This window comes from Pseudoalteromonas sp. SR41-4 (genome assembly GCF_014163985.1).
Taxonomy (GTDB): domain Bacteria; phylum Pseudomonadota; class Gammaproteobacteria; order Enterobacterales; family Alteromonadaceae; genus Pseudoalteromonas; species Pseudoalteromonas rhizosphaerae.
This window is the reverse complement of sequence record NZ_JACJEI010000007.1, coordinates 84,113-105,245: the sequence shown is the minus strand read 5'-3', so window position 1 is coordinate 105,245 and position 21,133 is coordinate 84,113. Positions and strand designations below refer to the sequence as shown.

General features: G+C 41.4%; 21 protein-coding genes. 3 read left to right on the top strand and 18 right to left on the bottom strand.

What is annotated here, in order from left to right; translation table 11 throughout:
• Positions 1 to 53: 53 nt before the first annotated feature.
• Positions 54 to 1,103, top strand: coding sequence for a ribosome small subunit-dependent GTPase A (gene rsgA, locus H5180_RS07760; RefSeq protein WP_149980415.1), 1,050 nt, complete (start codon positions 54 to 56; stop codon positions 1,101 to 1,103).
• A gap of 83 nt (positions 1,104 to 1,186) precedes the next feature.
• Here rsgA and H5180_RS07755 read toward each other — a convergent pair whose 3' ends face one another.
• The gene (locus H5180_RS07755; protein WP_145242443.1) at positions 1,187 to 2,083 is read right to left on the bottom strand and encodes a LysR family transcriptional regulator; all 897 of its coding nucleotides are present in this window, start codon (positions 2,081 to 2,083) and stop codon (positions 1,187 to 1,189) included.
• Positions 2,084 to 2,209: 126 nt separating this feature from the next.
• On the opposite strand from H5180_RS07755, the gene H5180_RS07750 reads away from it, so the two are divergent.
• Positions 2,210 to 2,779, top strand: coding sequence for an NADPH-dependent FMN reductase (locus tag H5180_RS07750; RefSeq protein WP_145242441.1), 570 nt, complete (start codon positions 2,210 to 2,212; stop codon positions 2,777 to 2,779).
• A 5-nt stretch (positions 2,780 to 2,784) separates the two neighbouring features.
• Here H5180_RS07750 and H5180_RS07745 read toward each other — a convergent pair whose 3' ends face one another.
• On the bottom strand, positions 2,785 to 3,231 hold the full coding sequence (locus tag H5180_RS07745; protein WP_145242439.1) for a TerB family tellurite resistance protein: 447 nt from the start codon (positions 3,229 to 3,231) through the stop codon (positions 2,785 to 2,787).
• A 96-nt stretch (positions 3,232 to 3,327) separates the two neighbouring features.
• On the opposite strand from H5180_RS07745, the gene H5180_RS07740 reads away from it, so the two are divergent.
• Positions 3,328 to 3,699 carry a hypothetical protein gene (locus H5180_RS07740; protein WP_145242437.1) on the top strand — a complete coding sequence of 124 codons (372 nt, stop codon included), beginning with the start codon at positions 3,328 to 3,330 and terminating at the stop codon, positions 3,697 to 3,699.
• A 3-nt stretch (positions 3,700 to 3,702) separates the two neighbouring features.
• On the opposite strand, the gene H5180_RS07735 is transcribed toward H5180_RS07740, so the two are convergent.
• The 16 genes from H5180_RS07735 to fabR form a co-directional block, all read right to left on the bottom strand.
• Complete coding sequence (locus H5180_RS07735; protein ID WP_182758019.1) at positions 3,703 to 4,296, bottom strand: hypothetical protein; 594 nt, start codon at positions 4,294 to 4,296, stop codon at positions 3,703 to 3,705.
• A 125-nt stretch (positions 4,297 to 4,421) separates the two neighbouring features.
• On the bottom strand, positions 4,422 to 5,387 hold the full coding sequence (locus H5180_RS07730; RefSeq protein WP_182758018.1) for an SRPBCC family protein: 966 nt from the start codon (positions 5,385 to 5,387) through the stop codon (positions 4,422 to 4,424).
• Positions 5,388 to 5,505: 118 nt separating this feature from the next.
• On the bottom strand, positions 5,506 to 6,105 hold the full coding sequence (gene leuD, locus H5180_RS07725) for a 3-isopropylmalate dehydratase small subunit (protein WP_182758017.1): 600 nt from the start codon (positions 6,103 to 6,105) through the stop codon (positions 5,506 to 5,508).
• Positions 6,105 to 7,505: a 3-isopropylmalate dehydratase large subunit gene (gene leuC / locus H5180_RS07720; RefSeq protein WP_182758016.1), complete on the bottom strand. Its 1,401-nt coding sequence runs from the start codon at positions 7,503 to 7,505 to the stop codon at positions 6,105 to 6,107. Before leuC ends, leuD begins: the two co-directional genes overlap by 1 nt.
• Before the next feature lie 75 nt (positions 7,506 to 7,580).
• On the bottom strand, positions 7,581 to 8,657 hold the full coding sequence (leuB, locus tag H5180_RS07715; protein WP_182735445.1) for a 3-isopropylmalate dehydrogenase: 1,077 nt from the start codon (positions 8,655 to 8,657) through the stop codon (positions 7,581 to 7,583).
• Positions 8,654 to 10,207, bottom strand: coding sequence for a 2-isopropylmalate synthase (leuA, locus tag H5180_RS07710; RefSeq protein ID WP_145242424.1), 1,554 nt, complete (start codon positions 10,205 to 10,207; stop codon positions 8,654 to 8,656). Before leuA ends, leuB begins: the two co-directional genes overlap by 4 nt.
• Before the next feature lie 435 nt (positions 10,208 to 10,642).
• Positions 10,643 to 11,725, bottom strand: a complete 1,083-nt coding sequence (locus H5180_RS07705; protein WP_404936336.1) for a hypothetical protein — start codon at positions 11,723 to 11,725, stop codon at positions 10,643 to 10,645.
• 140 nt (positions 11,726 to 11,865) lie between these two features.
• On the bottom strand, positions 11,866 to 12,252 hold the full coding sequence (locus H5180_RS07700; RefSeq protein ID WP_182758014.1) for a hypothetical protein: 387 nt from the start codon (positions 12,250 to 12,252) through the stop codon (positions 11,866 to 11,868).
• A gap of 1 nt (position 12,253) precedes the next feature.
• On the bottom strand, positions 12,254 to 13,321 hold the full coding sequence (locus H5180_RS07695) for a hypothetical protein (RefSeq protein ID WP_404936335.1): 1,068 nt from the start codon (positions 13,319 to 13,321) through the stop codon (positions 12,254 to 12,256).
• A gap of 97 nt (positions 13,322 to 13,418) precedes the next feature.
• Positions 13,419 to 13,781, bottom strand: coding sequence for a hypothetical protein (locus H5180_RS07690; protein WP_182758012.1), 363 nt, complete (start codon positions 13,779 to 13,781; stop codon positions 13,419 to 13,421).
• Position 13,782: 1 nt separating this feature from the next.
• Entirely contained in the window at positions 13,783 to 14,400 is a 618-nt protein-coding gene (locus H5180_RS23760) for a peptidoglycan-binding protein (protein ID WP_182758011.1), read from the bottom strand.
• On the bottom strand, positions 14,397 to 15,347 hold the full coding sequence (locus H5180_RS07680) for a hypothetical protein (protein WP_182758010.1): 951 nt from the start codon (positions 15,345 to 15,347) through the stop codon (positions 14,397 to 14,399). The genes H5180_RS23760 and H5180_RS07680 overlap by 4 nt, the downstream gene beginning before the upstream one ends.
• Positions 15,348 to 15,361: 14 nt before the next feature.
• Positions 15,362 to 18,430 carry a toxin VasX gene (locus H5180_RS07675; protein WP_182758009.1) on the bottom strand — a complete coding sequence of 1,023 codons (3,069 nt, stop codon included), beginning with the start codon at positions 18,428 to 18,430 and terminating at the stop codon, positions 15,362 to 15,364.
• Between the two features lies 1 nt (position 18,431).
• On the bottom strand, positions 18,432 to 19,100 hold the full coding sequence (locus tag H5180_RS07670; protein ID WP_182758008.1) for a peptidoglycan-binding protein: 669 nt from the start codon (positions 19,098 to 19,100) through the stop codon (positions 18,432 to 18,434).
• 49 nt (positions 19,101 to 19,149) lie between these two features.
• A complete protein-coding gene (locus H5180_RS07665; protein WP_259399553.1) occupies positions 19,150 to 20,328 on the bottom strand; it encodes a hypothetical protein in 1,179 nt (392 codons plus the stop codon).
• A gap of 106 nt (positions 20,329 to 20,434) precedes the next feature.
• Entirely contained in the window at positions 20,435 to 21,058 is a 624-nt protein-coding gene (gene fabR, locus H5180_RS07660) for an HTH-type transcriptional repressor FabR (RefSeq protein WP_145242416.1), read from the bottom strand.
• Between the last annotated feature and the right edge of the window lie 75 nt (positions 21,059 to 21,133).

Below are 21,133 nucleotides of genomic sequence, written 5' to 3'. Positions count from 1 at the left end.
AATTTAACAGCAAACCCCTTTGTTATTTTTACTCTTTGCAGTAATGGGGTTATATGAATACTAATTTAAGTTTAAGCCAACTGGGTTGGCGCGCATTTTTCCAACAACAACTTACGCTCAATGATTTAGAGCACACACTGATTGCACGGATCATTACCTACCATCGCGACCACTTTGTTGTACAGAGTGAGCAGGGTTGCCACAAGGTATTGGTAAATTCAGATCATCCCCCCTTAACTGTGGGTGACTGGATATTACTTACGCAACACAACGAACACTGGCTGTTTACCCGATTGCTTGAGCGCTTAACATTGCTCAGTCGCAAAAGTGCGGGAAGTAAATTAAGTGAACAGCTTATTGGCGCTAATATTGATACTTTGTTTATTGTCAGCTCGCATAATCAAGATTTCAATCTAAGCCGCTTTGAACGCTACTTAGCGTTAGCATATCAAAGTGAGTGTTTACCCGTTGTTGTACTGACCAAACGCGATCAATGTGCAGAACCAGAGCAACATATAGCACAACTAACAGCGCTTGATAATCACTTAACCGTGCTGTCTGTTAATGCATTAGAGCGTGGCAGTGTTGAGCAATTAATGCCATGGTGCGGCAAAGGTCAAACATTAGCTTTTGTTGGGTCTTCGGGTGTAGGTAAATCCAGCTTAGTTAATAGCTTATGTGAACAGCAGCTAAGTGACACTGGTGCAATTCGTGAGGACGATAGCAAAGGTCGCCACACCACGACTCATCGAGCATTGCATGTTCTTAACGTAGGAGCGCTGTTACTCGATACTCCCGGCATACGAGAGCTGCAACTAAGTGACTGTCAACAAGGTGTAGAGCTTACTTTTAACGATATAAGTGAACTGGCGCAGCAGTGTCGATTTGCCGATTGTAGTCATCAGCTAGAACCCGGTTGTCAGGTGCTAGCTGCGTTACAAAAAGGCTTATTAACGCAGCGGCGTATCACTAATTATCAAAAACTGTTAAAAGAGCAGCAACGCAATACTCAGAGCCTTGCGCAATTACGTAGCCAAGATAGAAGCTTAGGTCGGTTTTATCGTAACGTACAAGCAGACATGCGTAATTTAAAAGGACGTTAATTAATTTTTCTCAGTCGTTAAACAAAACGTGGCTAAATACTGTTTAGCCACGTTTTTGCTGATAGAAAGATTAACCAGCTAAATTACGCGAGCTTATGCTCCTTAAAATACGCTTTTAAAAGCTGACTGAACGCCTGTACCTTAGCTGTTCGGTGCACTAAGTGATGGGTTACTAGCCATAAATCCGTTGGCCAACTCAGTTCATCCGCTAGTATTGGTACTAAATCAGCATACTGCGCCGCCACGTCATGCTGCATCCCGCCAATTCCCAAGCCTTTAACAATCGCACGGGTTGCCTCTGAGGTTTCAGACACGCGTAATTTCACTTGTGAAGTTGGTATATTTTCATCAACCCAAACAAAATAAGGCACTTTGCCATTATAGCCGGCCACCCCCGAAACAAAATTATGCAACGGCAATTGCTTAATACTTTTTGGCACGCCATGCTTATCAATATAACGCTTTGATGCATAAAATCCTGACGACAAATGCGCCAAATGCTGGGCGATATAATCACCTTCATCAGGACGAGGACCTGCGCGTACCGCTATATGTGCTTGGCCGTGATCAAGACGTAACCGGTTTTGATCAAGTATTACTTCCAGCTGCACTTGCGGATGTAAACTTTGAAATTGTTCACACACATCACTCAGTACATCAATAAAACCACTGACCGTTGTAAGCAATAAACTACCACGCAAAGTACTATCTGCGGCAATAATATCATTGTGTAAGCGTTCAAGTTCACTATTAATAGACTGCGCTGCTGTAAAGAGTTTAGCGCCAATCTCAGTTACTTTATAACCCCGGGCATGACGATGAAATAAACGTGCATTTAAACTTTGCTCTAGGTTATTAATGCGCCTAAGTACCGTACTGTGATGGACGTTGAGCTTTTCAGCCGCCGCTGTTAACGTTCCTAACCGCGCAACTTCATAGGCTACTTTTACATCTTGCCAGTCATCAAATTGAATCGCCATACCTGCCCTTAACCTTAAGTGTGCGTATATGCACATAAGTTTTGCGTTTATTTGGCTTTTCTGCAAGTAAATATTTGCTAAAGTAGTTAACAGGCAAACCCAACTACGTTATTGAAGGCGACCACCATGACAGCACCAAAAATTATTGCCTTAGCAGGCAGCTTACGTAAAGACAGCTTTAACCAAAAATTGATCAATGAAGCAGCCCGCTTTGCATTAGAAAGCGGTGCAGAAGTTGAAGTAATTAAACTGGCAGATCTAAACTTACCCATGTTTGACGAAGACGTTGAAGCGCAAGGCACACCAGTAGGCGCTCAGTTATTAAAAGACAAACTACGCGCTGCAGATGGCATCTTACTTGCGAGCCCTGAATATAACGGTTCAATTACCGCGGTACTAAAAAATGCCATTGATTGGGCATCACGTACTGAGCAAGGCGCAGTTCCAGCATTTCGTAACAAGGTAACGGCTTTATACGCCTCATCACCGGGAGGCTTAGGTGGCTTGCGTGGTCTAAATCACGTTCGCGATATTTTATCGGGTATCGGCAGCTTGGTATTGGCAGATCAACTTGCCGTACCTGCAATTCACACTTTGCTTGATGAAAATGGCCGCATTAGTGACCCTGTGACAGCAGAACGAATTGCAGGCCTTGCTCAGCAGCTCGTCAGCGTTGCCAGCAAATTAAATAAATAAACCGCTTAAGAAAGCTTTGTCGCTGCTAACTTGGCAGCGATAAAATCCTCATGCGCGACATACAACAAGTTAGAAACACGGCGAATTACATACTCTTCTTGCGGATCTAACTCACCATCGGCATACGCTAAGCGCCATAGCAGCTCTATAATTTCAATCCGTTGCTCTGCGCTGCATTGATCATTAATTTGTTTAGAAAACTGAAAGTAATCAATCGCGTCATCCAAACTTTTTCCTGCGCTTTGCATTAGCTCACTAACGTCTTCATCACTCAAATTAAAATACTTTTTTAAAGTCAGAGATAACGTTTTCAATTCATCGTCTTGCTGCTCGCGATCAGCACGCATGACTTCAATCAATAATGCCGCTACAGCCGTTTTCAAATCATGCTCTTGCAGCTGAGCTGGTTGCTCATCAAAAGCTGAAAATAGTTGTTTTATTTGTTTGAACATCACATTTTCCCTTTTTGGGTGTTAGACTTACAGCATAACTCGTTGCATCACTGTAATTAAATAGTGCGCTCAATACAATAATGGAGTTAAAGGTTTATGAAAGGAAAAACAGCAAATAGGCTAGTAATTATCAGTGCACTGGCACTATTAATAGGCAGTAATGCGGTATTAGCAGAAAAAGGTGAAACCGAAAAACTCTATGACTTCGATGAAAAAGTCCATTATTACCAAACAAAATTAGACGCAAATAACTATCATCTAGAAATTCAATCTGACGACTATCAGCACTTTAAAAATCAAAGTGTATTTTTATTGCGCCATGCTGACCGTTTATGCCGTGGTAATCCGTTTATGCTAAAAGTGACTGATGGTGTACAAGAGTATGATCGTTTCCCAACCAAACCCCGCGCCTATCAGCCACCTTTAACGGTATTACTACAATGTGAGACAAAGCCCAGCAAAGACTAATCTTTAGTCTTTATAACCCCAAGGCGCTGGCGGTGGTGTAATTGGTTTTGTTAAATCAAAATCAACGCGAAACTCGCGGCCTTGGCGAATTAAACGATAAGTAAACTTTTCAGGGTAAATATACATCTGCCATGTATTACCGATAGATTGTGGAATACCTTGGCTAACAAACAATTCTTTTGAATACTGATCCGCAGGGAACGACTGCACGTTAGCAAACCCAGCATCAACCGTATGACCACCGTACATAGTCGATACATCATCAGTCCCATCTTGATGGCGATGATCGTGTTTTAAACTCAAACCACTACCGGTTTTAGTAATGATCCACGTACGTGATGCATCATCACCTACATGAAACGGTACTTGTAACTCGCTATCAGTGCATTTACGAACATGCATGACTAATTTTTTACCCGCAAACGAGCTAGGACCAGTGGCATTATCAACCGTTACTTTACCCTCAAAAGCTTTACCACAATGGGCGGCAATATTATCAAAAAAGCCATCATGAGTTGGGATAGATACCAAAGGCGCAGGGCGAGCAAACGCCGCCGTAGACGCCAGCAATAAAGTTGCCGCAGTTAATAATTTCATAGCATGTTCCTAAAAATATAAAGTTGCAGCTTAGCGTGTTAATAAATACAAAGGAAGTAATCGCGTTGAATGGTGGTCCAGCGGTGAGTAAGCTAAAAAAGTTTGCAAGCCAACCATAAAATAGCTTAAACGGCTTTTTCAGCTCGGCTTTTCATCAACTTTAATAGTGAATTATGAAAGTCTTGAAAAATAACCTCACCCCATAATCGAGAGTAAATAGTAAAGTTGGTATTATCTTCAACAGTGGTTTTTAACGTTAAAACGGTTTGTCCATTAGCGGTTTCTGCTAAATAATAGCCTCCATAAAGAGGAGAAAAATATTCTCCACCTAGCTTTACATGTTTATCTAGTGCGTTGTCTGGAATCAAATCAGGGTCGATATCAAACTGGTAGAGCATTTGTTTATTTGGCTGCCAATCTGTTATAACTTCTTTAAATACAATGTTCTTTTGCCATTTACTGGTTCTCACTGCACCTACACCTTGTGCATTCATATCCGCCTGCAAAGGGCGAGGAATACCAATCAATTGCGAAAATGACATTGGGAACTCCCGCTCTGCAATGTAACTTACATTCGCCAATTGCCGCCAAACAACGTCTATTGGTGCATTGATAACAATTGAGTTTTTAACTTCATATGTTTGCGATAGCTTTAAAAAATTCACCTCTAGTGGTGATAAAATCAAAGGTATTAATACCACTGACATGACGACTTTTTTACTTTCTTTTTCTAATTTACGATGTACAAATCCAGCTAAGACTCCTCCTATACTTGCAAATAACATAAATGCTGGTAGCGCCATAGCCACACAGATACTCCCCTCTAAAAGAGTTACTATACTCACCAGTAAAAATACAAAAATAGGCTGCCAAGCCTTAACTGCCATTTGCTTATAAGACATTGATTTATTGAGTTTGCATTCAAAATAAATACGAATATAGCCAATCGCAATGGGGACTAAAAACATAAAAGAAATAGTGACTAAACTGCCGAAGTTAAACGCATCACTAAACTCTAGAAATACCCGTATAGATATGCCGTAAAGCACACCTAAAATAATGCCTATATATTTTGGAGAAAGCGTTCGCATAAATAGTTCTTTCAATGTTTAATTGCCAATAATGTTCCGAAGTTAACAACTATTTCTAACCGCAGCAATAAAAAACGCGGCCTTAGCCGCGTTTCATTGTTTAATGACTTTTAAACCTTTACTGCCAAGGTCGCTCGGCGTTAAGCTTTGCTTCAAAGGCATCGATTTGTGGGTTGAGGGTTTCGGTGACACCGATAAAATCTAAACCACTTAATAAACGCTCTTTTACGTCTTTGCGAATATCAAAGCTAATTGGGGCAAACTTATTGCTGGTCAGCGTTTGGTTTTCAAGATCGATGTCGATATGAATATCGTCGTGTTGCTCGCTCAGTACAAATAAGTCTTCCAATGTTTGTGCTGGTAGTGCAATAGCTAACATCTGGTTATTGCCACAGTTATTAAAGAAAATATCGGCAAAGCTTTCCGCTAAAATCACTTCAAAACCATATTGCTTTAATGCCCATGGAGCGTGCTCACGTGATGAGCCGCAGCCAAAGTTATCGCGAGTTAGTAATATTTGCGCGCCTTGGTAACATGGCCGATTTAAAATAAACTCAGGGTTTGGCTCGTCGTTATCTAAATAGCGCCAATCATAAAACAACGCCGCATCAAAACCATCGCGGCTGGTTGAAGTTAAAAACTGCTTTGGAATGATTTGGTCGGTATCGACGTTGTTTTTATCAAGTGGGGCCATTAAGCCACTAAAATAAATGCTCATTAGGCTTCTCCTCTAATATCAACAAAGCGACCATGAATAGCTGCCGCAGCGGCCATTGCAGGGCTTACTAAGTGTGTACGACCACCACGGCCTTGGCGACCTTCAAAGTTACGGTTTGAGGTGGATGCACAGCGCTTGCCTGCACCTAAGCGGTCATCGTTCATCGCTAAGCACATTGAGCAACCCGGTTCACGCCACTCAAAACCAGCAGCTTTGAAAATATCAGCTAGGCCTTCATCTTCAGCCTGTTTTTTCACCAAGCCAGAGCCAGGTACAATTAACGCCTCAACACCAGCAGCCACTTTTTTACCTTCAACAATCTGTGCGGCGGCGCGTAAATCTTCAATGCGGCTATTGGTACATGAACCAATAAATACCGTATCTACGCTCGCTGACGATAACTTATCACCGGCTGTTAAACCCATGTATTTAAGGGCACCGCGAATCGCATCAGCTTTAATTAAATCAGGCTCTTGATCTGGATCTGGAATGCATTCATCAACACCAATAACTTGCTCAGGGCTAGTGCCCCAAGTAATTTGCGGCTGAATGCTACTCGCTTCTAGTTCAACTTCTAAATCAAACTGCGCACCTTCGTCAGTTTTTAAGGTTTCCCAGTAGGCAACTGCAGCTTCAAAATCATCGCCTTGTGGAGCAAATGGGCGGCCTTTTAAGTAATCATAAGTGATTTGGTCTGAAGCGATTAAACCCGCTTTAGCGCCCATTTCAATACTCATGTTACACAATGTCATACGCGCTTCCATTGACAGTGCTGCAATGCCTTCACCACAAAACTCTGCCACATAACCTGTACCACCAGCGGTACCTAGCTTACCAATCACCGCCATGATCAAATCTTTGGCTGTAACCGTTGGACGTAGTACACCATTAATTTGAATTTTTAATGACTTGGCTTTTTTCTGTTGTAGTGTTTGCGTCGCGAGTACGTGCTCAACCTCAGACGTACCAATACCATGGGCCAGCGCACCAAATGCACCGTGAGTAGAGGTATGGCTATCACCACAAACAATGGTAGTGCCAGGTAAAGTAATACCTTGCTCAGGCCCCATTACATGCACTATGCCTTGGTTAATTGAGTTTAAATCGTAAAGTACAATACCAAACTCTTTGCAGTTGGCATCAAGCGCCATCAATTGGTTTTTTGATACTTCACTGGCGGCATCTAATGAGCGGCTTTTGGTCGATACATTATGATCCATCGTTGCGATGGTTTTTTCAGGACAACGCACTTTACGGTTTTTCTCTCGCAGGCCAGCAAAAGCTTGCGGCGATGTCACTTCATGTACTAGATGACGGTCAATATAAAGTAAATCGGTTTGCTCATTAATACTAGCAACTACATGTGCTTGCCAGATTTTATCGTATAACGTTTGGGCCACTTGCTGATCCCCTAATTTGTTTGACTCGCCGCGTGACGGTGCAGCGAGTGAATAATTGTTTAAATACGTGCTGTTTTATATACGAGCGACAATTGCTGCGGCAACGTCTTGCGTTGTATAACCTGCATTTGGGTATATATCCGGTGTACCTACGCCGGCTTCGACTGCTTCAGCAACTGCTTTTTCAATGCTGCGCGCCGCTTCATCTTGGCCTAGTGAATAACGTAGCATTAACGCGGCACTTAAAATTTGTGCGATTGGGTTTGCAACCCCTTTGCCAGCAATATCAGGTGCCGAACCACCAGCAGGTTCATACATACCAAAGCCTGACTGATTTAAACTTGCCGATGGCAATAAGCCCATAGATCCGGTGATCATCGCGCATTCATCTGACAATATGTCACCAAATAAGTTATCACACAGTAACACATCAAACTGGCTTGGTTGCTTAACTAACTGCATTGCCGCGTTATCAACGTAAATATAATCAAGGCTTACTTCTGGGAAGTCTTTGCTTACTTCGGTTACTACTTCGCGCCATAATACACTTGATGCTAATACGTTGGCTTTATCAACCGACGTTACATGGTTATTACGTAATTTTGCTGCTTCAAAGGCAAAACGTGCAATGCGTTCAATTTCTTTGCGTGAATAAGTTTGTGTATCAAATGCCACTTCTTCAGCCCCTTCGCCACTGCGGCCTTTTTCGCCAAAGTAAATACCGCCCGTTAGCTCGCGCACACATAAGATATCAAAGCCTTTTTCGCTTATATCGGCACGTAATGGCGATGCAGCGCTCAGTGCTGGTAATAGTTGCGCTGGGCGTAAGTTACAAAACAAACCAAAGTGTTTACGTAGTGGCAAAAGTGATGCGCGCTCTGGTTGCTCATTGGCAGGAAGATGCTCCCACTTTGGACCGCCCACTGAACCAAACAAAATTGCATCGGCACTTTCACACGCTGCAAGGGTTTGATCGGGTAACGCTTTACCAAATTGATCAATCGCAGCGCCGCCAATGGCATGATGATGACGAGTTAAAGTGAAACCAAATTTACTGCTCACAGCATCCAATACTTGCTCTGCTGCTGCCATTACTTCTGGGCCGATACCGTCGCCTGCTAATACGGCAACGCTATAATTTGATTGACTCATCCTGCTTTCCTTTGTTGTTTTAAATCAGACACTTTTTGTGCGCGATAAATTAAGTTATAAACGCGGATCATGGCGCGTACTGACGCCTCAACCACATCCGCTGCAATGCCCGCGCCGTGATAAGGGCGGCCATCGTATTTAGCTATTATATTTACTTCACCTAATGAACTGGCACCTTCACCGGTCGCCTCTAGATTAAATTCAATCATTTCAACAGCCATACCCGTTAAACGTTCAATCGCTAAGAATGACGCCTCTACAGGGCCATTACCAGTGGCGGCTTCTTGTTTAGACTCACCATTAATCGTCATCCCAATCGTTGAGCTTGCTACTGATTGCGAGTTAGACGTTGAGTTAACAAACTCTAATTGGTATTTGTCGTCTTTATCACTGATTTGATTAAAATAAATCATCGCTTCAAGGTCATAGTCGTACACTGTACCTTTTTGATCTGCAAGGGTTAAGAAGCTTTCATATAGGCTATCCATATCGTAATCAGATTTTTGATAGCCTAATTCTTCAAGGCGGTGCTCAATAACATGACGACCCGAACGTGAGGTCATATTTAATTGGTTATTTGGTACGCCGACGCTTTCTGGTGACATAATTTCATAGGTATTTTGCGCTTTTAATACACCGTCTTGATGAATACCTGAACTGTGGGCAAAAGCATTCTCGCCAACAATCGCTTTGTTAGGTTGTACTGGCATATTACAAATTTTCGCCACTTGGCGTGAGGCGCGATAAATCTCTTCACTGCGAATATCGGTATACACTTTTAAGTGGTCTTGGCGCATCTTCATGATCATCGCCACTTCTTCAAGTGAACAGTTACCCGCACGCTCACCAATACCATTAATAGTACATTCGATTTGCCGTGCACCGGCTTGCACCGCTGCAACAGAATTGGCAACAGCCAAACCTAAATCATTATGACAATGTACACTTAACCGCGCTTTATCAATATTTGGCACGTTATTCATTAAATGGCGGATCATCGCCGCGTATTCGTCTGGCGTAACAAAACCAACCGTATCTGGTAAGTTGATGGTTGATGCACCGGCATTAATCGCCTGCTCAACAATTTTGCATAAATCCCAATGCGGTGTACGGCCTGCGTCTTCGCATGAAAATTCCACATCATCAGTATAATTACGGGCAAGCTTGATTGATTTAACCGCCATGGCTGTCGCATCATCTAAGCTCATACGTAGCTTGTGTTCTAAATGCAAAGGGCTGGTAGCAATAAAAGTATGAATTCGACTTTGTTGTGCTGTGCGAAGTGCTTCGCCACAGGCTTCAATATCTTTAGCAACAGCGCGTGCTAAACCACAAATAATAGGGCCTTTCACTTCTGTCGCTATACGTTGCACTGAACGAAAATCGGCAGGGCTCGAAACCGGAAAACCTACTTCCATCACATCCACATTTAGGCGGCTAATAGTATGTGCCAGCTGGATTTTATCTTCTTCAGTCAGGCTCGCTTTAAGCGCTTGCTCACCATCACGTAAAGTGGTGTCGAAAATCCATACTTTATCTTGTTCTTGCATAATCTACCCTTAATTCTCTGCTGCCCTGGATGCGAGATAAAAAAAACCCCGCGATATGCGGGGTTTTTTGTGTTTACTTAATGCAAATACACTAATCCCCGCTCACGTGCGCTTGCAGTAAGAGGTTCAGTTTTAATGTAATTAAATGAGTGTTTTGCATCGTCTTTACTAAATGTGTGTGTTCAGTGAGCCCTATTTTTAACACTTCAAAACTGCGCATGCAAGCATAATCTCACCTTTAAATGGAATGAAAAACCACAATAAAAGAAAATAAATTCCGTATAAAACCAACTTTACGGTTATATAATTCAAACCAAACCTAAAGCAACCATAATATACTTTACTTTATGGCCGATCCTGCTTAGATAAGTTTTCTATTTTAATTCCCACTGTTGTCTCCACTCTATTCAGATCCTTTGCTCATTTTATGCATTATTATCGTCCTTGTGCTGCTACGTTTGTAATTGCTATTGGAACTAATGTATCAAGACCCCAAATACCCATTTCCTTTACTCGTGTGATTTTTTGCTCACCTGTTAAAATATTCGTTTTAGTAATAATGCTATATATGTCAGGTATTTCATCTCGACTAGCTGGCTCTTTAAAGTCGTTATAACCAAATTTAAGAGTAACATCTTCATCTAATGAAAATATAACTCCACCACCTGTTCCTTTCTCTGAATGCTCTATTTCAGGGTTGGCAAGATTTACCCAGTGAAAATGAAAGTCGTCTCTGCCATGAGTCATAAACGCTAAATATTTTCCATCCGGTGAAATACGGTGGTTTTTCATTTCCCATTCTCTCGGAAAACCAAAATTCACTTTACGCACTATTTCGCCATTAAATTTATGTATCCAAAAGCCATCGTGCTTTACTGCTAAAAACTCTTTATCGCCGGGCAGTAAAAAAGCAGCGCCACTGTGGTGAATTTGTGGTCGTGGGGTTAACTCGCCTGTTGGAACATTGTAATTAAAGTTTTTGCCATCTGAGTAAAAAATGACGTTTTCACTGTCTGAGGTCCAATTAAACCACGGGTAGCCACCCCCACCTGACATGGTGATTAGCTTTTGCTCTTTGGTATCGTAAAGCTGGCGCGTCGCTCGGTCATTTATATAACCCGAAATAGCGATATAACGGTTATCTGGTGAGCGAGCTGGTGCATGTATACTAATAGATTCTAAACGTGTAAATACTTCTTCAGGAATAATACGGCGTCTGTCTGAGCCATCTAAACGCGATGACCACAGCGTGCGTATCTCACTGTATTTGTATTTATTCCAAAACATTAACCGCGGTGTTGAGAATGTATCTGCATCGCCATACACCTCTTCTCGTATTTCCATCGGCCACTCAGGGTGGTTTTTATGCTCTTTAGCCCATGGGTATTTAGCCAGCTCAGCTTGAAGTTCCGCCTGAGTTTGCGATGAACTTTGCGATGAAGGCTCTGAGCAACCGCTTAGTACCAAGCTGGCACAAAGAGAGAGGGCGCAAAACATGCTGTATTTTTTAAAAAACATCAAAAACTATCCTTTTACTGAATGAGCCCATTTATTGGATTGCTGTAAACAAACTCATTATTTAAAACTTTTTATAATGAAGGCAAAATGAATGCACTTACCCTTCTGTTATCTCTGCCACTTCAATCGATAGTGTTAAATTACTGATAAATAAACGGCGTATTTGAGCTACTGTAATTTTTTAAATTATCAACAAACTCTGCAGTCCAGCCACTAGGGTTATTATTGGCAATGAGGCCAATGGATTCCATTGGCGGAATAATAATAGGACGTTGATTATTATCCGTGTAGGCATGAAACGGCTGACGTACGTCTAATGAGTCACTATTTATTGTCGATAAAATACCAGCACTATTTGTTTTTAATACAATAGGCTTTTTTGTATCATAAGTGGCTGATTTAGGCTGTTCAGCAACAATAATTCGATTTGCTACCGAGGTTAATTTATCAACCGGTTTATTGTTTTCAACATATCCAGTTAGTAAATAAACCAATGGGCTTGCAGATCCTTTGCTCATGTCATGCATTTTATTGTCCTTGTGCTGCTAAGTTAGTAATTGCTACAGGGACTAAAGTTCTCATGCCCCAGATTCCTTTTTCTTTAACTAACCCTTCAGTTTGCACACCTGTTAGTATGTTTTTTGTTCTGATGACACGCTCTGAAAGATAAAACCCATTTTCATCACGTTCTTGCGAGTGCTTTATTGTGTACTCTAATTGATAATCTTCATCTGGAGAAAAAATAACGCCACCACCCTCACCTATTTCTGAATGCTTTATTTCAGGGTTTTCGATATTCACCCAATGAAAGTGGGCTTTCGGTCTGATATGAGTCATAAACGCTAAATACTTACCATCCGGTGAAATTCGGTGGTCCACCATCTCCCATTTCCTCGGAAAACCAAAATTCACTTTACGCACTATTTCGCCATTAAACTTATGTATCCAAAAGCCATCGTGCTTTACCGCTAAAAACTCTTTATCGCCGGGCAGTAAAAAAGCAGCGCCACTGTGGTGAATTTGTGGTCGTGGGGTTAACTCGCCTGTTGGAACATTGTAATTAAAGTTTTTGCCATCTGAGTAAAAAATGACGTTTTCACTGTCTGAGGTCCAATTAAACCACGGGTAGCCACCCCCACCTGACATGGTGATTAGCTTTTGCTCTTTGGTATCGTAAAGCTGGCGCGTCGCTCGGTCATTTATATAACCCGAAATAGCGATATAACGGTTATCTGGTGAGCGAGCTGGTGCATGTATACTAATAGATTCTAAACGTGTAAATACTTCTTCAGGAATAATACGACGCCTGTCTGAGCCATCTAAACGCGATGACCACAGCGTGCGTATCTCACTGTATTTGTATTTATTCCAAAACATTAACCGCGGTGTTGAGAATGTATGAGCATCGCCATACACCTCTTCTCGTATTTCCATCGGCCATTCTGGGTGGTTTTTATGCTCTTTAGCCCATGGGTATTTAGCAACATCAACCTCTGCCTGCTCAGAGCCTTGTGAAGATGGCTCTGAGCAACCGCTTAGCACTAAGCTGGCACAAAGAGAGAGCACGCAAAACATGCTGTATTTTTTAAAAAACATCAAAAACTATCCTTTTACTGAATGAGTCCATTTATTGGATTGCTGTAAACAAACTCATTATTTAAAACCTTTTATAATGAAGGCAAAATGAATGCACTTACCCTTCTGTTATCTCTGCCATTATTACCGTGTTTGGTGTTTGCTTGTTAAGCTCGCTGAATGGCACGTTATCAAATATATAGTAAGTAGGCTGGCCGTCGTTTGGGTCTTGTAATAAATCAAAATTGCCGCTTTGGGGTATGTCGGTAAATTCTATACGAACCCAGTTCCCCTCAGGCATTACACGTGATATGGGTTTTATTTGCTGCCAGTTATGTTGATTATTTACCAGCATGAGCTGTTCTTTAGCGTAATTTTTTGCATTAGTATCAACTTGATAAAAAAATACAAAAGCGGGCTTAACAATCGTTAACAGATTTATATTGTTAACTACCATTGGCATACTATGCGGGGCACTCATACTAACTCCCAAATACTTGCTGTAATTTTGCTTTGGTTTTAGGGCCAGGAATACCATCTACATCTAGCTCATGTTGGTACTGAAATTCTTTTACCCCAATGCGTGTTTTTTCTCCCATGACGCCATCAACCTTGCCGCAATTAAACCCCAACATATTACAACGTCCCTGCACGCCAGAAAGCGTGTCGATTGGATCTAGATTGCCTATTTGTACCGCAAAGCTTTTAGTTGGTGTGGTTTCGCCTGCTTTTAAATATAAATCGACGTTGCCAGTAAGTGCGTCGTTATTATTAAGCTCTACTTCGATAAGCCCATCACTTTGCAATACGGTATCTATTGTTTGGCTACCAATATTGAGTACTACGCGTTTACCAGCTACGTCATCGCCGTCGTCGTACGATACTTGCAGGCGAAAATACTCTTTTTCGTTTTGTACAACAAAGCTATTAATGCCGTTGGTGCGCAGCGGTATAAACTTTTCTTTTTTAGGTGGTATGGTAATTTTATCGCCCGGGTAAATTAAGTTTGGATCAGGGCGCAGCGCTCTAAACTCAGCATTACTGGGGTGGTTATAAAGCGCTTTTGAAGTTCTAAAACCATCAGCCCTTACCTTATTCACACAGGGGGAATGGGTAAATTGTCTTTATCAAGCGGGATATCTGTATCGTTCTCTGATAAATGTGTTAACACTGCATTTAATTGCTGCTCAAAGTCTTTTGGTTTTTCATCATCAAAAAATGCAAAGGGCTTATCATCGCTTTGCCACTGTTCATGCTGTGGCATTACATGCTCGCGGCCATATTCCATAAATTGACAAATAAATGCCAGTACTGGCTCATACGCATCTTTACCGTTGTAATAAGGGTTATGGCGCGGTTGCACCATAAAATTAGCCCATTGCATGTTGTTGTGTTTATCAAAACCGCGGGTCTGAATACGCATCATTTGAAAGTCTTCATAAATCCGTAAATCTTTAAAGTGCTGGGCGCGTACCTTGCCTTTGTACCAGAGGTAGACAATTTGTTTATCACGATCAAACACCATCGGTGCTTGACGTTTAAAACGAATAATAAAAAACAACAAAAGTGGAATAGTAACAGCATAAAAAACTAAAAGTGAAATGTCTTTTTTAAGGCGATAAGTACCGCCAACCTTGGCAGTTGTATAATAACGATAATGCATATAATTACTTAATGATAGGTCTCCATTTTCATCTAACATCTCGTAATTTCGCTTATCTATAGGGTGAACTCGTGGAGATAAAAAGTAATTTTCGCCATATTCACGTTTATAAAATTTAATTTTGTGTTGTGTCGACTTCTCCTTTTTCTCCCAACCAATACAGAAGTCATCGATATTTAAATATACAGTAAATAAAATCATTAATAACAATGGGATCAGTCCCATATTACGGGCTTTCATTGAATTATTACTAAGCTTACAAGCATGTTCATCTACATACACTATCGGTGTTGGCGGCGGTGCCTCTTTAGTGAGTTGAAAGCTAAGTAGTGCTTTCAACTTATTTGCTAAAGGTATTGGGTAATGGTGTTTAATCAAAGCCATAAAAATCTCTTTTATTAATGTGTTTCAGGCATAAAATCATCATCAAGCATGCCTATTATTTCATTATTAAGAAGTGCGTTTTTAACCAAATAACGTTTTGGTACAACAACTCCTGGTGATGGCTCATAATACCAATATAAAAAAACATCCTTTTCATGTTCAAGAGTTAAAGTAAATTGTGCAAGTCCTGAGTTAAAGGTATGTTTTATGGCATTTAACTGTTGTTTTAAGCTTTGGGTTAATGGTAAGTCAACCTCACGTACGGTTACGTATGGGCTAAAGTCGCTAATGCTATTACTGAGAGTGTTTGGTTTGATGATGCCATCTGACAAGACTTTTTTATTAACTCTTACTTCAAAGTGAAGTTGTGAAATACCTAGTCTAAAATTAGGCAAAGCAAAATGATAGTCAGACTTACCGTCTTTATATTCAAATGTTAATGATGGACGATTAAATATATTCTCAAATTCTTGCAGCTCAACTTGATAAGCGCTCGAGACTCTTTGTTCTTTATATATAGTAGAAGCTTCTTTGAGTCTATCATTCATAGATGGTCTTTCATCTTCAGTTATCCAGAACGCATATTTACTCCCACTCCCCCAAAAGCAATTTGCTAGTAATAGTTCTAAATCATTTTTACCGAACAAAAATGTTATGGTAATACCTGCACCTATAGCGATTAAACCGCCTATGAGCAATAATATGCTGACAGGCGCGCCACCGATTGTAGCAGCTGAAGCAGCGCTAGCATAAAGCGCACTGGAGCCAAAAAACATCACCTGTGCTGCTAGTGCAGCCGAGCCTGCCATGGTAATTAAGTGCCCATAGGCTTCTTCGTCACTACCAACATCGAAAGCATTAATTGCACTTATTGCAGAACTAACAGCGCCCGCTACATTCGCTACAAAAATAAGCCGAGCAGCCACTTTACCCGTAACAAACTCACTTAGTGATTTACTTAAATGTGTTGCCTGCGATGATAACTTTTGCATTGCTTGAGGTTGTAACAACTTAGGCTGCACCTTAACACCTAGTTTTAGTGTGTCACTTCCTATGGTAGCGATATCAACCGTTAGCGCTGAGAGCACACTCGTCCATGTCATCACAGATTGAAATGTTGAGCGGTTTTTGAGTGGGTTTGTTATATCAAATCGATTTTGGTGGATTAGGTCATTAATTGCTGAAAGATTAAAAAAGGCACTTAAACCAGCAAAGCTGCCATCTACTAAAAGCGCAATTTTACTCGCTTCGCTGTAAGGGCTATGCACAAACTCATAATTATTGTAATGACGAGCATCAACCTGAATTTCTGATAAGGTAATCAGCGTGGGGAGTTTAGCGTCTTTTACGCCTTCAACCCAGTCAAATGCCGCTTGCCCTAGCTTGATTTTGCGCTCAGCACTACCTACATAACGCTCTGCTGTCTGCGGATTAGTTACATGTAAGGTGTGGTTTAAGTTTGAGTCATTGATGACTTGGTTAAGCAGTTTCTCTAGCTGTGACTCGGTGAGAGAAACTGTTTTATCGAGTATTTGTATGCCATATGCGTTTAAGATAGCGGGGACTACTTTGTTGGCGATATAGTTAATCCCTGCCCCAGCACTTACACCAAATAGTTTTTTTGCGTAGTCCAAACTCACCTTTGTAGGTGAATATAACTTAGAGATAACCGGGGCTATCGTCACCATCAGTCTATCTAGTGCTCTTAAGGTGTTTGCAGTAAAGTCAGTGCCTTTTTGCGGTTGCGTAACAATTGGCCTTAAAAAGTAATGCCAAAATATGGCGATTGGTGATGTATTACCATTGTTTTCGGCTTGTTCAGCTCCTTCAATAAACAACTGCTCAAAGGCTTTATTCCCGGGTGCTGATGCTAACATTCCGGCAAAAATATCAGTGTAGATATCGCACACCTTAACAAATTCACTTTCCTGAGCAGCATCTTTTTTGGGCTCTGCAAAAAAACTTTGTAGGTAGGTATTTAAACTCCCCACTTGATTTTGATGCGGCGCAGCTTCCATAAATGCGCTATACAAATCGACGAACTCTTGCTGGCGTGCTAAGTATGTACGCTGACGCTTATCCATTGCTTGCCAATAGCGGCCATGCTCTTGCCAGTTGATGTTTTCTGCTAAGGCTTCTTTAATGACTTCGTCTTTACTACTACGAAGCGCTTGTACAAACGCGCCTATTGTATAAGGATAAATGTTTTGAGCGGATTCGGCTTGCTGTAAAATACACAGCTGAGCATGGGCAAGTGCAATATCTTTTTGTCGCCCAACAGGGTCAAATAACGCAACAATTTTAGATTTTTTAGAAAACCTCAATGTGTGATTGATAAGTAAGGAAATGTAACTTGCATCAAGCTCGTAGGAGTCATCCGTAGTTAGTACATCTAAACTAATTTCATTTTGATCAGCCTCTGTACTTGCTTGAAACTTTAAAAAACGCTCTTTGCGCTCTCTGTAATCTTCAACAAGCTTCCATAAATTGGTTTCTGTTGCTGGAACAAAGTCCTGCCCGTCTTCTTTTTGAAGGTCAATTAACTGCATGCATTCGCGACGAAAGCTTTGCTGACTTTGCAGCTTATCGATTACTTCCTTCGCTAATTCATGCTCGGTATAAACAATAGAGACTTTTTTTGCTTCTCTACTGGCAAATACAAAACCATAGCTACCATCATCAGAAAGCTTACACTTTTTATGTGTATCCACTTCGATACCTTGAGAAGCATCGACACCATTTTTAAATTTGTATTTAACAAAGTGTTCAGTCGCTACGCCTTTATCACTTTTGCGTTTTTCATATTTAAAAATATGCAGTAAATCTGTTGCAGGATTATCTTCATCAAATAGATAAACCCAGCCTTCACGCAGTAAACGAACAATATAACCCTGCCCATCTTTAATCGTTCTTGCATGTAATAACGTATTCAAATCTGTAGGTAGCGCATTTTCATGTAATGTTTCTTCAAAAAAATTGGCATAGGCATATCGCACGGGATAAATAGGTGTCACTTCAGTATCAACTATCACTTTATTGATGCTATTAACCGCCATAGGTAAGGCATTCTTTGCTGTATTCATTCTATTCCTTAGATTTAGAACCATAAACTTGCTTTAACTTAGCTTTTGTTTTTTCCCCTGCTATGGCGTCAACCTCTAAGCCATGTACAAATTGAAACCCCTTAACACCGGCTTTAGTTTTTGCACCATTAATTCCATCTACCTTACCGCAATCAAAGCCCAGTAAATTACAGCGAGCTTGTACGCCTGAAAGGGTATCGATGGGGTCTAAATGACCAACTTGTGCGGTAAAACTTTCACTGGGTGAGCTTTGATCTTCCTTGAGATATAAATCAACCTGAGCGGTGAGCGTGTCGTTCTCATTTAGCTCAACTTCAACTAGGCCGTCGCTCGGTAAAACGGTATCGATAGTTTGGCTGCCTATGTTGAGTACAATACGTTTGCCAGTGATGTCATCACCATCTTCATGAATTATTTGCAAGCGAAAATATTCTTTTTCGTTTTGTACAACAAACGTATTTAGGCTATTGGCGCGCAGCGGCATAAACTTTTCTTTTTTAGGTGGTATGGTAATAACGTCACCGGGGTAAATTAAGTTTGGATCAGGGCGCAGCGCTCTAAACTCAGCATTACTGGGGTGGTTATACAAGGCGGTTGAGGTTTTATAACCATATTGGCGTGCTATGCGTAGCAGTGTTTCGCCTTGTGCGACGGTGTGTTGTTGTGTCATTGAAATATCCTTATCCCTAAATATAAATATCGCCAGAGCAAGTCTACGTTTAGGTGATGTTGCCTACTGACCAATCGTGATCGGCGAGTTCAAAAAAGCTGACTTTGGCGTTTTCAAAATCAGGGCCTGATACGTTGGCGTAGCCGTTTTGATCGAGCTGTCCGGTGATAACATGGCCGTTACGTAAGCGAATTTTGTACCCCATATTCGCTTGCGGCTCGCCGGCTTCATCACGCAATTCAATTTCGTAGCCTAACGCGGGCTGTTCAACGGTAAAGGTAGTGGTATCTACTGCGCCGCTGGCAGTGACAATAACGTTATAAAGTCCGGGCTTTACAGCAAAAAAATGCTGCCAAAACGATACTTCGTCAGGGCGTTTTTTATCGAGTTGTAAGGTTACTTGCCCGCTGGTTGGCCCTTGCCACTTAATAACCACGCTGCGGCTGTTGCTGCTTGAGCCTTCAATATTGAGCTTCCAGCCATCGGGCACGCGTAAGCTAGTGCCGGGTTTGGCTGGTTTGCGATTACTAAAGCCTAGGTTGTAGTCGTAAATCAAATTGGCATTTTTATAGCCGGTATATTGCTCGGCGAGCTGCTCTACGGTTTCGCTTGCTTGTAAAAGATGGTTTGAAAAATGTTGCCTAACTTGATGCGACGCTTTTAGCAATACAGTACTTTGCAAAATAGGCTTATATATACATACTGCGGGTAAGTGAACTTCAACAACTGTTGGCTTTAAAGCACGGCTATTTTTCTGCATTGATTGCGCAATATACTTTGCTTGGCCTTCTCCATACTGGCTATTGAGTAGCGCTGGATTTGCTAAGAAGTTTGCTTGGTTGGAGTCACTTAAAAAATGCTCCGAAGCCGAATAATCAGGTGCGGCATTAGCTCCACCGGATGACGAAAACTTAGTGGTACTCACAGGACCTTTTGGATAAACAGCTAAGCCTTGCGCGGTATTTTTATAGGTGTTGTAGCTGACTTTTCGCCATGTTTTTTCATTTGCCCAAAATTGGCTGCGGGGATCATCACGTAGCCGTGCGGCTTGGCGTTTATCAATTACACCATACTGATTATCTTGAATAAGCCGTTGTAGTTTTTTCGGTAATAAAAAGAATTCAGCTCGCCTGACGTACGCAAACGTTACAACAGGTTCGGTTGCTTCATCTTTTATTTCATCAAAAATATGGGCATGTTTAAAGTTCACCGCGTCCTTGGTGAGCATATGCATCCTCGCTTTCTCTAATGCAGAGATTTAATTTTCTGAGTATAAACTTTAGCTTGCAATAATAAAGAAATAGGAACAAAAAATCTACAAGCATTTATGCTGATTATTCACTCGTGTTTTTATTCTCTCGCACATAATTACTAGCGCCACGCGTTATATAACGTAATTGCCAAATTAAACGATCGACTAACTCTTCTCGTTGTTGCCCTTCTATGTCTAATGCTTCAGCACCGGCATTAAATACTAGCGTGACCATAGCCTCTGCTTGAATATACGCATGAGTTGCATCGCACGGGGTTTCGCTTTCAAGATAATGAGCAAGCTCTAAAATAAAGTGTTTAATTTCACGGGCTACAGCGGCACGAAATGCTTTAGAGGTGCCGGAGCGTTCACGCAGTAATAATCTGAATTGATTACTGGAGTTATCAATAAACTCCATAAAAGTAACAATCGAGGTGGTGATAATGCTACCGCCACTGGCTATACGGCGGCGCGCTTGGCGCATTAGCTGGCGCAGCGTTAAACCGGCTTCATCGACCATGGTTAAACCCAGTTCATTCATGTCTTTAAAGTGGCGGTAAAATGAGGTTGGTGCTATACCTGCTTCACGGGCAACTTCACGTAAACTTAAATTAGAAAAGCTATGATCGGCGCTTAATTGGTTAAATGCCGCTTCAATTAAAGCTTGTCGTGTTTTTTGTTTCTGTTGCGCGCGAACACCCGACATGAACTACTCCTGATTTAATTTAAATCAATTTATGGTGATTTTTATCTTAATTCTCCAGTCTAATACTTGACGGCA